Source organism: Terrirhizobium terrae, assembly GCF_030323265.1.
Taxonomy (GTDB): domain Bacteria; phylum Pseudomonadota; class Alphaproteobacteria; order Rhizobiales; family Rhizobiaceae; genus Neorhizobium.
This window is the reverse complement of the sequence record NZ_CP104992.1, coordinates 3,171,970-3,187,651: the sequence shown is the minus strand read 5'-3', so window position 1 is coordinate 3,187,651 and position 15,682 is coordinate 3,171,970. Positions and strand designations below refer to the sequence as shown.

General features: G+C 61.0%; 10 protein-coding genes and 2 pseudogenes. 1 reads left to right on the top strand and 11 read right to left on the bottom strand.

Annotated features, from left to right (window positions below; translation table 11 throughout):
* Positions 1-103 precede the first annotated feature (103 nt).
* On the top strand, positions 104-1,435 hold the full coding sequence (locus tag N7E02_RS23525; protein ID WP_286579999.1) for a L,D-transpeptidase family protein: 1,332 nt from the start codon (positions 104-106) through the stop codon (positions 1,433-1,435).
* 179 nt (positions 1,436-1,614) lie between these two features.
* Here the strand turns inward: N7E02_RS23525 and dnaE are convergent, their stop codons facing one another.
* From dnaE to nuoN, 11 genes and pseudogenes are all read right to left on the bottom strand, one after another.
* Positions 1,615-5,106 carry a DNA polymerase III subunit alpha gene (gene dnaE / locus N7E02_RS23520; protein WP_286579998.1) on the bottom strand — a complete coding sequence of 1,164 codons (3,492 nt, stop codon included), beginning with the start codon at positions 5,104-5,106 and terminating at the stop codon, positions 1,615-1,617.
* Between the two features lie 906 nt (positions 5,107-6,012).
* Positions 6,013-6,411 (bottom strand): type II toxin-antitoxin system VapC family toxin, encoded by a 399-nt coding sequence (locus N7E02_RS23515; RefSeq protein WP_286579997.1) that lies wholly within the window; start codon positions 6,409-6,411, stop codon positions 6,013-6,015.
* A complete protein-coding gene (locus tag N7E02_RS23510) occupies positions 6,408-6,683 on the bottom strand; it encodes an AbrB/MazE/SpoVT family DNA-binding domain-containing protein (protein WP_286579996.1) in 276 nt (91 codons plus the stop codon). The genes N7E02_RS23515 and N7E02_RS23510 overlap by 4 nt, the downstream gene beginning before the upstream one ends.
* Before the next feature lie 95 nt (positions 6,684-6,778).
* Positions 6,779-7,464, bottom strand: a pseudogene (locus tag N7E02_RS23505) (ABC transporter ATP-binding protein).
* A gap of 6 nt (positions 7,465-7,470) precedes the next feature.
* Positions 7,471-8,787, bottom strand: a complete 1,317-nt coding sequence (locus tag N7E02_RS23500; protein ID WP_286579995.1) for a lipoprotein-releasing ABC transporter permease subunit — start codon at positions 8,785-8,787, stop codon at positions 7,471-7,473.
* A 91-nt stretch (positions 8,788-8,878) separates the two neighbouring features.
* On the bottom strand, positions 8,879-10,201 hold the full coding sequence (gene proS, locus N7E02_RS23495; RefSeq protein WP_286579994.1) for a proline--tRNA ligase: 1,323 nt from the start codon (positions 10,199-10,201) through the stop codon (positions 8,879-8,881).
* Positions 10,202-10,740: 539 nt separating this feature from the next.
* Positions 10,741-11,013: a DUF1467 family protein gene (locus tag N7E02_RS23490; protein ID WP_286579993.1), complete on the bottom strand. Its 273-nt coding sequence runs from the start codon at positions 11,011-11,013 to the stop codon at positions 10,741-10,743.
* A gap of 118 nt (positions 11,014-11,131) precedes the next feature.
* Positions 11,132-11,536 carry a methylmalonyl-CoA epimerase gene (mce, locus tag N7E02_RS23485; protein WP_286579992.1) on the bottom strand — a complete coding sequence of 135 codons (405 nt, stop codon included), beginning with the start codon at positions 11,534-11,536 and terminating at the stop codon, positions 11,132-11,134.
* A gap of 250 nt (positions 11,537-11,786) precedes the next feature.
* Positions 11,787-13,458 (bottom strand): annotated as a pseudogene (locus tag N7E02_RS23480) (ribonuclease J).
* Positions 13,459-13,466: 8 nt separating this feature from the next.
* Positions 13,467-14,237, bottom strand: coding sequence for a biotin--[acetyl-CoA-carboxylase] ligase (locus N7E02_RS23475; RefSeq protein ID WP_286579991.1), 771 nt, complete (start codon positions 14,235-14,237; stop codon positions 13,467-13,469).
* Positions 14,238-14,239: 2 nt separating this feature from the next.
* Positions 14,240-15,682 (bottom strand): NADH-quinone oxidoreductase subunit NuoN, encoded by a 1,443-nt coding sequence (gene nuoN, locus N7E02_RS23470; protein WP_286579990.1) that lies wholly within the window; start codon positions 15,680-15,682, stop codon positions 14,240-14,242.

The following is a 15,682-nucleotide window of genomic DNA, read 5'->3' as shown; positions in this document are numbered from 1 at the left end:
CAACGGTTTGTGATGCCGCGCCACGATCCCGACACTTTTCGTAAAATTTTCATTAAGTACGCCGCGCTAACATGCAGACCATTGTATTGCGTATGAGGTCTTCATGTTTCGTGGCGTCTTGTTCAGCCTCGGGCTCCTGTCCGGGACCATTCTCTCCCAGTCAGCTTTTGCCGATACCGCGACCCTCCAGATCATCGTCTCAAAGAACAAGCAGTCCATGACCGTTTATGACGGCGAGACCGTTGTGCAGACGACGAAGGTGTCGACGGGCAAGGCCGGGCACACGACGCCGAGCGGCATCTTCTCGATCCTCGAGAAGCGCAAGTATCACGAATCCAACATCTATTCGAACGCGCCGATGCCGTTCATGCAGCGCCTGACATGGTCGGGCATCGCGCTGCATGAGGGCCATGTGCCGAACTATCCGGCATCGCATGGCTGCGTGCGCATTCCGCCCGGCACCGCCAAGGCGATCTTCGACATGACGGATCGCGGCGTGCATGTGGTGATCTCCGATGCGCCGGTCGCGCCGGTGAGGATCGAGAACGCCAACCTGTTCATGCCGCTGAAGCCGATGCCGTCGAGCCCGATGATGTCCGACGTCGATCTGCGCCCGACCGCGATGAAGAAGGCAGCGGACGGTCCCTATCGCATTGCCATGGCGGGAACGGATCCGATGACGACAGGCTCTCTTCAGGCCGTAGTACCGGAAGACGCGCCGCCGCTGCGCATCCTCGTTCATCGCCGCGGCGCCCGCGAGACGATGATGGACGTTCAGGCGCTTCTGCTGGACCTCGGTTTCGATGCCGGCGCGGCAGACGGCATTCCCGGCCCGATGACCCGCGATGCGATTGCCGGCTACAAACGCTGGAAAGGCATGCCGACCAATGGGCCGCTGATCAACAAGGATTTCCTCGCCGCGCTTTATCACTCGGCCGGGCAGGAAGCAGCGCCCGCCGGCCAGATCCTGGTGCGCCGCAATTTCGAGCCTCTGTTCGAGGCGCCGATCGGCATCAAGGATCCCGAGCTTGCGCTTGGAACCCATTTCTTCAGCGCCGACCATATCGAGCGCAACGCCGAGACGGCTGAATGGCATGCGATCACGCTTGCAAACAAGCTGACCGCGGACGAGATGCGGGATCTCGGTATCGAGAAGGCGGCCGACGAAAGCCAGCCCAATGCAGCCGCCGCAGCCCTCGACCGTCTCGACATCCCGAAGGAGGTGCGCGAGGAAATCGCCGTGCTGATGACCAACGGCACCTCGCTGACGATCACCGACCAGGGCCTTGGTCCGGAGACCGGCAAGGGCACCGACTTCGTGACGCTCACCAAATCCGAGGCGAGCCTCGTTCAGGCCCGGCCTGAGCAGAGCAGCCCTAAGCCTGCGCGGCGTTCAAAAAGAGAATCATATGTCGGCGGTATCGGCCTGTATTGATTGATAAAACGAGGCTTCGACAAAATCGGGGCCCGCTTTACAACGCCGTCATCCTCGCCCTTGTGGCGAGGATCCAACCACGTCGAATAAAATCAGGACGTTGCAGATCCTCGGGACAGGCCCGAGGATGACGTCAGAGGCGTTTTATACCCCTGCCGCCAAACCGGCAGGGCTTTGTCTTATTGCACCAGCTCGACATCCAGAACGCCCGGTGCCGCCTTGAGCGCGGCGGCGATCTCCGGCGACAATCGGAACCGTTCCGTCAGCTCGACCTCGATCTCGCGCCGGCCGTCATCCTTGATGACGATGAAGGAGACGAGGCCCTCGCCCCTGGCATTGAGGTGACGCCTGACGACGTCGACCGGGCGGGCATCGCGGACGAAGACGCGCAGCGCCTTCTGCATGCGGATCGACTGCTCTTCGAGCGACTGTGCCGTCTGGATGCGCAGGCCGATGCCTTCCGGCCTCTCGTCGGCCTGCACGGTGATGACCAGCGATTTGCCGGGTTCGAGCAGATCGCGATACTGCGCCAGCGCCTCGGAGAAGAGCACCGCCTCAAACTGCCCGGAGGAATCCGAGAAGGTGATGATGCCCATCTTGTTGCCGGTCTTGGTCTTGCGCTCCTGGCGTCCGGTGACGGTTCCGGCCAGACGCCCGGCCGTCGCGCCTTGGCGTACCGAAGCGGCGAAATCGGCAAAGGTCTGCACGCGCAGCTTGGCCAGAACGTCGGCATAGGTGTCGAGCGGGTGGGCGGAGAGATAGAAGCCGAGAACCTGATACTCGCGCATCAGCATTTCCGACGGCATCCAAGGGTTGAAGCTCGGCAGGACCAGTTTTTCCGGCCCGGAGCTGGCGGATGAGCCGAAGAAATCCGACTGGCCGGAGATCTTTTCCTCCTGGGCGCGCTGGGCATAACCGATAACGCGGTCGAGACCGGCGATCAGCTGGGCCCGGTCGATGCCGAAGCAATCGAAGGCGCCGGCGGAGATCAGGCTTTCCAGAACGCGGCGGTTGATCTGCTTGGGATCCACGCGCAGGCAGAAATCCTCGATGCCGGCAAACGGCTTGTCGCCGCGCACTTCCGTGATGTGCTCGACGGCGGAATCGCCGACGCCCTTGATGGCGGCCAGCGCGTAATAGATCTTCGCCTCGCCCGTCTCGAAATGGCGGAAGGAGGTCTGCACGGACGGCGGAATGACCTTGATACCGAGACGGCCGGCATCCTCGCGGAAATCGTTGAGCTTCTCGGTATTGGCCATATCGTAGGTCATCGACGCGGCGAGGAACTCGACCGGGTAATGCGCCTTCATATAGGCCGTCTGGTAGGAGACGATCGCGTAGGCCGCGGCGTGCGACTTGTTGAAGCCGTAATTGGCGAACTTGGCGAGCAGTTCGAAAATGTTCTTCGCCTGCGGCTTGGAGACGCCGTTCTTGACGGCACCGTCAACGAAGCGCTCGCTCTGCTTGTCCATCTCCTCCTTGATCTTCTTACCCATGGCGCGGCGCAGAAGGTCGGCCTCGCCCAGCGAATAGCCCGACAGGACCTGAGCGATCTGCATGACCTGCTCCTGGTAGACGATAACACCCTGGGTTTCTTTGAGCAGATAGTCGATCGAGGGATGGACGGACTCGATCTCTTCCTCGCCATGCTTGCGGGCATTGTAGGTCGGGATGTTCTCCATCGGACCCGGGCGGTAGAGCGCCACGAGCGCGATGATGTCCTCGATACAGTCCGGCCGCATGCCGATCAGCGCCTTGCGCATGCCGGCACTTTCCACCTGGAACACGCCGACCGTCTCGCCGCGCGAGAGCATCGCATAGGTCAGCTCGTCATCGAGCGGTATTTTCGCCAGATCGACCTCGATGCCGCGCTTGCGGCAGAAATCGACGGCCGTCTTCAAGACGGTCAACGTCTTCAGGCCGAGGAAGTCGAATTTGACGAGGCCCGCCTGCTCGACCCACTTCATGTTGAACTGGGTGACCGGCATGTCCGAGCGCGGGTCCCGATACATCGGCACCAGCTTCGACAGGGGCCGGTCGCCGATGACGATGCCTGCGGCGTGGGTCGAGGCGTGGCGATAAAGGCCTTCGATCTTCTGGGCGATATCGAGCAGGCGGCCGACGACCGGCTCCTTGTCGATCTCCTCCTGGAACTTCGGCTCCTCCTCGATCGCTTTGTGCAAAGGCGTCGGATTGGCCGGGTTGTTCGGCACCAGCTTGCAGATCTTGTCGACCTGGCCATAGGGCATTTCCAGCACGCGACCGACGTCACGTAGCGCCGCACGCGCCTGCAGCGAACCGAAGGTGATGATCTGCGCCACCTGCTCGCGGCCGTATTTGCGCTGCACGTAGCGGATCACCTCTTCGCGGCGGTCCTGGCAGAAGTCGATGTCGAAGTCGGGCATCGAGACGCGTTCCGGGTTGAGGAAGCGTTCGAAGAGCAAGGAAAAGCGCAGCGGATCGACGTCGGTAATGGTCAGGGCATAGGCGACCAGCGATCCCGCACCTGAGCCACGGCCCGGGCCGACCGGAATGTTGTGCTGTTTCGCCCATTTGATGAAGTCGGCAACGATCAGGAAGTAGCCGGGAAACTTCATGCGCTCGATGATGGAAAGTTCGAAATCCAGCCGCTCGCGGTAATCCTTCTCCGTAAATCCCGCACTCAGACCGAGCTCTGCAAGGCGATGATCCAAGCCCTCGACTGCCTGGCGGCGCAGTTCGGCTGCTTCCTTGCGTTCATCCTCTTCGGGATGATCGCTGACGCCGGTGAAGCGTGGCAGGATGGGATTGCGCGTTTTGAGGATGAAGGAGCAACGGCGGGCGATTTCGACCGTGTTCTCCAGTGCTTCCGGCAGGTCGGCGAAAAGCTTTGCCATTTCTGCGCGGCTTTTCAGATAGTGATCGGGTGTCAGGCGGAAGCGGCTGTCGTCGGAGACAATCGCACCATGGGCGACCGCCATCAGCGCATCATGAGCATCGTAATCGGCCTTGGTCGGAAAGAAGGCCTCGTTGGTGGCGACCAACGGCACGTCGTGCTCATAGGCCAGATCGACCATTTTCTGCTCGTGACGACGATCATAGCTGCCATGACGCTGCAGCTCGATATACAGCCGGTCACCGAAAAGATCCTTGAGACGCAGCAGGCGGGCGGCCGCCTGGGCGGCATTGCCATCCTTCATCGCCCTGTCGACCGGTCCCGATGCAGCACCTGTCATCGCAATCAGGCCGTCGGTGCCGGACTCGTCGAGCCAGGACGCGCGGATGCAGGTTTCGCTGTTACCTTCACCGCCGAGATAGGCGCGGCTGACGAGGTCGACGAGGCGTTCATAGCCCGCAGCCGTCGCGGCAAGAAGAATGATGGCCGGCAGCTTCGCAAGTTGCTGATTGCCGCGCCGCTCTTCGGACTGGTCTTCCATGTCGATCGACAGCTGGCAGCCGATGATCGGCTGCAGACCGTCGCCGATCGCCTTCTGGGCGAATTCGAGCGCGACGAAGAGGTTGTTGGTATCGGTGATCGCGATCGCGGGCTGATTGTCCGCGACCGCCTTGCCCAGCACCTTCTTGAGCGGAAGCGCGCCTTCGAGCAGAGAATAGGCGGAATGAAGACGCAGATGGACGAATTGCGGGGTCTGCCCGATGATCTCGTCCGAAGTGCTTGTCTGTTCTGCCATGACTGCGCCGTACCCAATGATTCAACCGGGGCATTTTCGGGCGCCTGACGGCGCAAGTCCAGCTTGGAATGCCACCGTCAACGTCTTTTGAAGTTTGCAGCGCCGGATTTCCGGCACCGCGAAAGAATCACATCGCCAGCATGATCATCGACAGGGTCGCAACGAAGGTTGCGATGGATGCGAAAGCGGCAATATCACGAAGAAGGTCAGTCATCGTCGTCTCCCGTGTTCGTTATGTTTTTAATTTGTTCTCTTTTCGTACAGGAGTCAACAAAAGAACAAAAAGGAAACGAAATTTGCGCGATATCCTCGCCACGACGGTAAACAGGACATTAATCCGCGCCTGAGTGCACGACGGAGTCGTCCCTTGGCGATCTTGGCATTTCGAATTTCGGCCGGGACACGTCGGGTGCCTCGAATTGAATTTTTAATAGTGACACTCGGCGTGTCCCGTTCGGTGTGTTTTTCCGCGCAACTCCGGTCCGTCTAGGGCGACAGGTCTTATGTCCTTGCGGACTGCCGGCCGGTTTGTGTGCGACACACGCACGCCTCCTCGAAAAAGGAGAGGCAGACCATTTTTCTGCGCAGCCCCGGATGTCCCGCCTGCATCACTGCGGCCCATCCGATCACCGATCCCGCCTCGCCGGCAATGCTGACCGGTGTAGCCGAAGCGGAACGGGTGATTGTAGGCCTGGGGCTGTAGGGCGGGGATGAAGTTTGTTGTAAGTGATTGGAATTGCTGAAATGAGGTGCCGGAACGTCCCCGATGAAATGGCGGAGGCGCTAGAAGTTGCCGATGGTGTCGGGCTGATCGCGTCGGCACGTCGATCCGATGACCACTTGACGGCCTGATTTCTCCCACCGCCGCACTATTCAGTCCTCTATGGCATGAGGAAACCGATCGCCTCAGGTCAGGAGGAGAGCCGCCCTGCCCTGATCCTGTATCAAGCCTACTGCCTTCTTGTCGAAGGAGACAAAGGTATCGGCGCCGAGCCATTGTCCGTCGAAGGTGATCGCGCCATCTGCAAAATCGCCGCCGGTATCGAGCAGCGCCAGGCCGGCTTCGATGGCTGGCCGGTTGATCACAACGTTGCGCATATCGAGCACGCCGCGGATCGCCGTGGCGATGTCCGAACGACTGACCCGGTAGCTTCGGTCGAGCACCCAAGCGAACTCACAAAAGACATACGTGCTGATCGCGACCAGTTCCGCATCTTCAAGTATCTGCGCGGCGGCCTGCTGCTGCGCTTCGTCATCACCTACAACGAGGCGCAAAAGCACGTTGGTATCGAGGCTGATCTTCATTTGCGCTCGATGCCGGCCATGCCGGCAGCGGCGCCCGCTTTGGAGGTGGCATCATCGATATCCTCGACCGAAAGCCGCGCACCGTTGGTCTTGCCTCTGAGCATGCCGCCAAGATCCTGCCAGGAGCCCTTGCGCTGATCGGCCTTCAATTCCGCGCGCCCATCTGGCAGGAGTTCAAGCCTGATCTTATCCCCCGGCTTGATGCCGAGATGTTGAAGCACTTCTTTCCTGAAGGTAACCTGCCCACGGGCAGTGACTGTCACTGTCGTCATGTTGGGATCTCCGAGCCGCAACAAAAGTAATGCAAAATTGCATTATCTTCAATTGGCCACCCCATGCGACAGCGCCAAATGCGAGCTTCCCAGCTTTAGAACTCGACGACCTTGCCGCCCTCGATGGTCACACGACGGTCCATGCGGCCGGCAAGTTCGTGGTTGTGGGTGGCGATCAGCGCGGCGAGGCCGGATTGGCGTACCAGGGCTTCCAGCGCGTCGAAGACATAGGATGCTGTCTTCGGGTCGAGGTTGCCGGTCGGTTCGTCGGCGAGAAGAACGCGAGGTGCATTGGCGACAGCGCGGGCGATCGCGACGCGCTGCTGCTCGCCGCCGGACAGTTCCGCCGGGCGGTGCTCGGCGCGGTGACCGATGCGCATGTAGTCGAGAAGCTGCGCGGCACGCCCCTCGCCTCGACCTTGGACAGTCCGCCGATCAGCTGCGGCATCATGATGTTCTCGATCGCGGAGAATTCCGGCAGGAGATGGTGGAACTGGTAGACGAAGCCGATCTCGGAACGGCGGATCGCAGTGCGCTCCTCGTCGGGAAGATCATTGCAGGACTTGCCGCCGATCGAGACATCGCCGCCATCGGGATGTTCGAGCAGGCCGGCGAGATGAAGGAGCGTCGACTTGCCGGTGCCGGACGGCGCAACAAGCGCGACGATCTCGCCGCTTCGAAGCTCGAAATCGGCGCCCTTCAGGATCGACAGCATGGTCTCGCCCTGGCCGTAGTGACGTTCGACGCCCGAGAGCTTCAAGACGGATTTGCGCGGTGCCATGGAGACCTATTCGTATCGGAGTGCCTGGACGGGATCGAGCCTGGAGGCCCGCCACGCCGGGAAGATGGTGGCGATGAAGGAGAGCGTCAGCGCCATGGTGACGACCGACACGGTTTCGCTGATGCTCATTTCGGCCGGAAGCTCGCTTAAGAAATAGAGTTCCGGATTGAAGAGGACAGTGCCGGAAATCCAGGAGAAGAACTGCCGGATGGATTCGATATTGAGGCAGACGATGACGCCGAGTGCCACGCCGGCCAGAGTACCAACCAGACCGATAGCTGCTCCTGTCATGAAGAAGATGCGCATGATGGCGCCGGAGCTCGCCCCCATCGTGCGCAGGATGGCGATGTCCGAGCCCTTGTCCTTCACCAGCATGATCAGGCCCGAGATGATGTTGAGCGCGGCGACGAGCACGATCAGCGTCAGGATCATGAACATGACGTTGCGCTCCACCTGCAGGGCGGAGAAGAAGGTCTGGTTGCGCTGGCGCCAGTCGGTGATGAAGATCTGCCGGCCGGCGGCCTCCTCGATTTTGGGGCGCATGGCGTCGACATTGTCGGGATTGTCGATGAAGAGCTCGATCGACTGGACGATGCCTTCAGCGTTGAAATAAAGCTGCGATTCTTCCAGCGGCATGTAGATGATCGTCGCGTCATATTCCGACATGCCGATCTCGAATATGCCCGAGACGGGGTAGGATTTGACGCGCGGGTTGACGCCCATCGGCGTCACGTCGCCTTCCGGCGAGATCAGGGTGATCTGGTCGCCGGCGTTCAAGCCCAGTTGCGCCGCGAGCCTGGAGCCGACGAGAACGCCCTGCCCCGAGGCGAAACCGACGATATCGCCCTGTTTGATATTGCCGGAAACCTCCGGCAGCTTTTCGAGATCTTCCGCCCGCACGCCGCGCACCAGCGCGCCGGAGCCGGCACCGCCCTTGCCCGAGGCAAGCGTCTGGCCCTCGACCAGCGGCAGCGCCATCGTGACGCCCGGGACGGCGGAGAACTTCTTGGTCAGTTCGGCATAATCATTGAGCGGCTGATCGATCGGCTGGACGATCATGTGGCCGTTGATGCCGAGAATGCGGGAAATCAGCTCGGTGCGGAACCCGTTCATCACGGCCATGACGATGATCAGCGTCGCGACGCCGAGCATGATGCCGATGAAGGAAAAGCCGGCGATGACGGAGATAAAGGCTTCCTTGCGGCGCGAGCGCAGGTAGCGCCAGGCCACCATGCGCTCGAAGGCCGAAAAGGGACCGGCGCTCGGGGCCTTGGGAGCCTTCTCCGCCTTGTCCTTCTCACCACCCGCAGCGATGCTCGCCATCCACGCTTTCCTCGTCTTAGTCTGTGCGGGACCGGGCCGTGCGGCCCGTCCTCGCACCAAATGCTGTAGAACCGGAACGGCAGATAAGCCGTCAGCCGGTGATGCGGTTCAGCGCGGCCTCAAGGGTCATGACCTCGCGGGCGCCGGTCTTGCGGAGCTTCACCTCGACCTCGCCGACGGCTGCCGAGCGGGGACCGACGATGATCTGGACCGGCACGCCGATAAGGTCCGCCGTGGCGAACTTGGTGCCGGCGCGGTCGTCGGTGTCGTCGTAGAGAACATCCTTGCCGGCCTTGCCAAGGCTTGCATAGAGGTTTTCCGACAGGCGGTCGCAGGCATCGTCGCCCGGCTTCATGTTGATGACCACGACATCGAACGGTGCGACCGAATCCGGCCAGATGATTCCGTTCTCGTCATGGGAGGCTTCGATGATGGCGGGAACGAGGCGGGTCGGGCCGATGCCGTAGGAGCCCATGTGGACAAGGTGCTCCTTGCCGTCGGGACCCTGGACCTTGGCGCCCATCGGCTCGGAATATTTGGTGCCGAAATAGAAGATGTGGCCAACCTCGATGCCGCGCGCCGAAAGGCGGTCGCTGTCCGGGATCGCGTCGAAGGCGGCAGCATCGTGCATTTCGGACGTGGCAGCGTAGACGGATGTCCATTTGTCGAAGATCGCCTGCATGCCGGCGACATCGTCGAAATCGGTATCTTCGCCCGGAATGTCGAAATTGACGAAATCGCGGTGCGAGAAGACTTCCGATTCGCCGGTTTCGGCGAGAATGATGAATTCGTGGCTGTGATTGCCGCCGATCGGGCCGGTATCGGCGCGCATCGGGATGGCGCGCAGGCCGAGACGATCGAAGGTGCGCAGATAGGCCGCGAACATCTTGTTATAGGAATGGACGGCGTCTTCCTTGTTGAGGTCGAAGGAATAAGCGTCCTTCATCAGGAATTCGCGCGAGCGCATCGTGCCGAAGCGCGGACGGATCTCGTCGCGGAACTTCAGCTGGATATGATAGAGGTTCAGCGGCAGGTTCTTGTAGGACTTCACGTAGGACCGGAAGATGTCGGTGACCATTTCCTCATTGGTCGGGCCATAGAGCATCGGCCGCTCCTGGCGGTCCTTGATGCGCAGCATTTCCTTGCCATAGGCCTCGTAGCGGCCGCTTTCCTGCCAGAGCTCGGCCGATTGCAGGGTCGGCATCAGAAGCTCGATGGCGCCGGCGCGGTTCTGCTCCTCACGGATGATGGCGTTGACCTTGTCGAGGACGCGCTTGCCGAGCGGCAGCCAGGAATAAATCCCCTGGCTCTGCTGGCGGACCATGCCGGTGCGCAGCATGAGCCGGTGCGAAACGATCTCCGCTTCCTTGGGGTTTTCCTTCAGGATGGGCATAAAATAGCGGGACAGGCGCATCTAGCTTTCCGACATGTTGCTTGCCGATCCGGATCGATCAGGAATCGGCCGATTTAAAGACCATATGGTGTGGCTTCATATCGGTTCGCAAGCGCCAAGGAAACCCGGATATGCACGAAAGCCGGGGAAGACACCTTGAGCTCCGCATCGTCGGAAGCAATGAGAAGGCGCCTGAAAGCTGACCCAATGTCGCGAACATGTGTTTTTTATGAAGGAAGGGGTGCGACATATTCGTCAACGGGAATTTTTTCGCATAACTGTCGCAAAAATACAAAAAAGAGGATGACAAAGCTCAACCGTTGAGCTAGTTTTAGCTCATAAAACAGGCATGAAGTTCAAATTCTTGCCATTCGCGGTCAAAGTCTTGGGAGGATGAGATCTTAGGCGCGCTTGTCGCAGCCCCGGAAACGGTGAGGATCACGCGAAACTGAAAAACAAGGCTTAAACGCCTTGTTTTTTTTGCCTTCATGCCAGCCGAGGCAATGTCATCTTTTACAGAATATCGTGACAGTTCAATGACATGCCGGGGAAAGGCTTCGTTACCGGGTAAAGCTCGGGACGATGGTGGGGATGCTGGCGATGCCGAAGCCGAAATAGGTGGAGGCGAGATGATAGGCGAAATAGATCGCAGCAGAGATAACGGTCGTGAGCAGAATGACGCGGCCGCCGCGGAACTTTGCCGGAGCGCTCTCGACGGTTCCCAGCGTCACATCGCCGACGTCCTGCTGGCTGCGATAGCCGAATGGGAGGACAATGAACAGCACGGTCCACCAAAGGATGAAGTAGATGGCGGCGACGGTCAGAATGGGCATGGCGCGTCACTTCCGTTATGGCCAACGATGGCGGCCTGAAGCATATCCTCAAGGTGCTGCGAAAATGATTCCGCCCACCCTTCGAATCGGCTGTTTTCATTGAGAATAGGTTCGCGCATCAGACCTCCTCCAGTTCGATCAGCGTACCATTGAAATCCTTCGGGTGCAGGAACAGGACGGGCTTGCCATGGGCGCCAGTCTTTGGCCGGCCATCGCCGAGAATGCGGGCGCCTGAGTCCAGCAACCGCTCGGCTGCCTTTTCAATGTCTGCGGTCTCGTAGCAGATGTGGTGGATGCCGCCGGATGGATTGCGCTCTAGGAAGGCTGCGATCGGCGAATCGTCGCCGAGCGGTTCGAGCAGTTCAATCTTGGTGTTGGGCAGCGTGACGAAGACGACGGTGACGCCATGCTCCGGCAGGGCTTTCGGCGCGGAAACGTCGGCGCCGAGCGTATCGCGGTAAAGTGCTGCCGCCTCGTGGAGGATCGGGACTGCGATGGCGATGTGATTGACGCGGCCGATCATGCGTTATCCTCCTCCCGGTTTAAGCCCATACGCCTCACGTAAGCGAGGAGATCTCAGCAGCCCACAAAATTCCCCCTCTGGCCTGCCGGCCATCTCCCCCACAGGGGGAGAACACTTGTCACGATTTCCCTGCCTCGATTCACACTCGGCGGTGCAACCGGGTTAAGCCCTCCCCTTGTGGGAGGATTGGGAGGGGACTTGCTTCCTGTGCCTTTCCTCCAAGGTCGAAGCAAGCCCGCAGCAAGCTCTTCTATTGCACCCTCGTGACAAACACCGTCACTACCGGTTTCTTGCCCCAGGCCATGTTGGCGGCGGCGCGGACGGCGCGGCGGACGGCTTCGCGCAGTGTGTCGAGATCCTTGCGGCGGGAGCGCGGGATGCTTTCGATGGCGCCGAGGACAGCATCGTAAAGGCCATCTTCCATGTCCTCGCCCTCGTCGTCGAATTCCGGCAGGCCGTAGGAGACGAGATCCGGGTCGGCGAGAAACTCGTAGCGGCTGTCGAGCAGGACGTTGACGGCGACGTGCCCGACGAAGGAGAGCTTGCGGCGGTCGCTGACGCCCATCTCGTCCAGATCGCCGATCAGCTTGCCATCCTTGAAGATGCGACCGTGGGGCGCGTCGTCGATGATTTCGGCCGGTCCCGGCGCGAGCCGCAGGATGTTGCCGTTGCGGACACGCGGGATTTCGGAGATGCCGGCCGAAGCGCCGAGTGCCGCTTGAGCCGTCGGATGTGCGGCTTCGCCGTGGACTGGCACGAGGATCTTCGGTTTCGTCCACTCGTACATCTTCAAGAGTTCGTTGCGGCGCGGGTGGCCGGAGACGTGAACCAGCGCGTCACTGTCGCTGACGATATGGACGCCCTGCTCGATCAGTGCGTTCTTGATGTCGAGAATGGCCTTCTCGTTGCCGGGAATGGTGCGCGAGGAGAAGACGACCGTGTCGCCTTTGGTAAGCGCCACATGGCGCATCTCGTCGCGGGAAATCTTGGCAAGTGCCGCGCGCGGTTCGCCCTGGCTGCCGGTCAGGATGACGACGACCTTGTCGCGCGGGATATAGCCGTATTCGTCCTCGGCGATGAAGGGCTTCAGGCCTTCCATGATGCCGATATCCTGCGCGACATTGACGACGCGCTTCAGCGACGAGCCGAGCAGCAGGACTTCGCGGCCGGCGGCTTCTGCCGCCTCGGCGATCGAGCGGATGCGGCCGACATTGGACGAGAAGGTGGTGATGGCCACCCTGCCCTCAGCGTCCTCGATGACCTTCTGCAGGCCCTTGGAGACTTCCTCTTCGGACGGCGAGACGCCATCGCGCATGGCATTGGTCGAGATCGCACATCAGGGCGAGCACGCCCTCTTCGCCGATGGCGCGGAAACGATCCTCGTCGGTGAGCGGGCCGAGCGTCGGCTTGGCGTCGATCTTCCAGTCGCCGGTATGGACGACATTGCCAAGCGGCGTGCGGATGACGAGCGACATCGGCTCCGGGATCGAGTGGTTGACGCCGACGGCCTCGATCTCGAACGGGCCGACATTGATGCGGTCGCCGGCCTTGAAGATGGTGATCGGGATTTCGGCGCGGTTGCCTTCATACTTGCGCTTGGCTTCCAGCATGCCGGCCGTGAAGGGCGAGGCATAGACCGGTATGTTGAGGCCGGGCCAGAGATCGTTCATCGCGCCATAGTGATCCTCATGGGCGTGCGTGATGATCATGCCCTTGAGGTTGTTGCGCTGCGAGGCAAGGAAACGGATATCGGGCAGCACGAGATCGACACCCGGAAGATCGGGACCCGGGAAGGTCACGCCACAATCGACCATGATCCACTGGCGCTTCTCGGCCGGTCCATAGCCGTAGAGAGCGAGGTTCATGCCGATCTCGCCCACGCCGCCCAGCGGCAGAAACACCAGTTCGTCTTGCTTAGCCATTCTTCTTCTTATTCCGTTCTTGCGAAAAATACATCACCTGCCGCGATCGGCATGACTTGTCCATCCCCTCTGTCGAGCAGGAGCAAGCCATTGTCGTCTATCCCGGCAAATATGCCCTCAAGCGACCTGTCGGGAAGGTTTACGGTGATCTTTTCACCGATACCACAGGCGATCTCGCGCCAGCGCGAAACGATGGCGGTGGTGCCGCGGCCCTCATCCCATGATTCCAGTGCCGTCGCCATCGACTTGAAAAGATGGGCGAAAAGCTCATCCGGCGATACACTCGCGCCGTGATCGACAAGGCGCGTCACGCCATAGGGTGCGGTGTCGGGCATATGGCGGATATTGATGCCGATGCCGATCACCAGCGCACGTCGGCCGTCGGCAAGCGGCTCACCTTCGAGCAAAATGCCGCAGGTCTTGCGGCGGTCGATCAGGATGTCGTTCGGCCATTTGACCGCGAGCGCCGCATCGCCGAGCGGCAGCACTGCCTTCACCGCATCATGGACCGCAACAGCCACGGCCAGAGGCAGCGAAGCGACGCGCTCCATCGGGGCTGGATCGATCAGAAGCAGGGAAGCGTAGAGATTGCCGGGCTCGGAGGTCCAGGCGCGACCGCGGCGGCCGCGGCCCTCGGTCTGGCGGGCGGCGGTCACCCACAACAAACCGGAATCGCCCGCGCGAGCGCGGGCGAGACATTCACTATTGGTGGAACCGATGTCGTCGAACGCGACAAGGCGGAACGCTTCCAGCGAGAAGCGTCCGCTATTCCTGGCCATGCTCAGAAGAACGACCGGGCTGCCGCATTGGCCGCCACTCCGATCGGGCCGCCGATCAGGACGTAAGCCGTGACGAACAGGCCGGAGAGGCCGAACACCAGGCGCAATTCGCCGGAGGTGCGGGCAAACTCGCCCTTCGGCTCATCGAACCACATCAGCTTGACGAGGCGCAGATAGTAGTATGCGCCGACGACCGAAGAGAGCACGCCGATGATGGCAAGCGCATAGAGCTTGGCTTCGATCGCCGCGACGAAGACGAAATACTTGGCGAAGAAGCCAGCGAGCGGCGGGATTCCGGCCATCGAGAACATCAGCGCCGTCAGCACGACCGCCATGAACGGACGGGTCGACGACAGACCTGCGAGATCCTCGACGCTTTCGACATAGGTGCCGTCTTCGCGCTGCATCGCCATGATGCAGGCGAAGGTGCCAAGCGTCATGACCATGTAGATGGTCATGTAGAGCACGACGCCGGAGACGCCGGTTTCGGAACCTGCGGCAAGACCGACGAGCGCGTAGCCCATGTGACCGATGGAGGAATAGGCCATCAGGCGCTTGATGTTGCGCTGGCCGATAGCGGCGAACGAACCGAGCAGCATGGAGGCGATCGCCACGAAGACGATGACCTGACGCCAGTCGGCGACGATCGGCAGGAAGGCTTCCGAGACGATGCGCACCAGAATAGCCATGGCGGCAACCTTGGGGGCGGAGGCGAAGAAGGCGGTGACCGGGGTCGGCGCGCCTTCATAGACGTCCGGGGTCCACATGTGGAACGGCACGGCCGAGATCTTGAAGCAGGCGCCGGCAAGGATGAAGACCATGCCGAAGATGACGCCGAGCTGGCGGGTATCGGAGGTGAGCACGCGGGCGATCTCGTCGAAGCCGGTATTGCCGGTGAAGCCGTAGACCAGCGACATGCCGTAGAGCATCATGCCCGACGACAGCGCGCCAAGGACGAAATATTTCAGGCCTGCTTCGGTCGAACGGACGCTGTCGCGGTTGAAGGCGGCGACGACATAGAGCGACAGGGACATGAGCTCGAGGCCCATGTAGAAGGCGATCAGGTCGTTTGCCGAGATCAGCACCATCATGCCGAGCGTCGCAAGAACGAGCAGGACCGGGAATTCGAAACGGTCGAGCTGCTGCGAACGGGCGCTCGAGAGCGACATGAGCATGGCGACCATGGAGCCGATCAGCGCCAGGACCTTCATGAAGCGGCCGAACGGATCGAGCAGGAAGGCGCCACCGAAGGCTTCGCCCTCGCCGGTCGCGAAAATCAGCCAGAGGCCGGAAATCGCGACCAATATGATCGACAGCACGGTGACCATGGTGGCGGACTTTTCACCGGAAAAGACGCCGATCATCAGGAGCGCGAGCGCACCCACTGCCAGAATGATCTCCGGCATGGTCAGCTGCAGGCTGAGTGAGAGAAGTTCAGGGGTCAT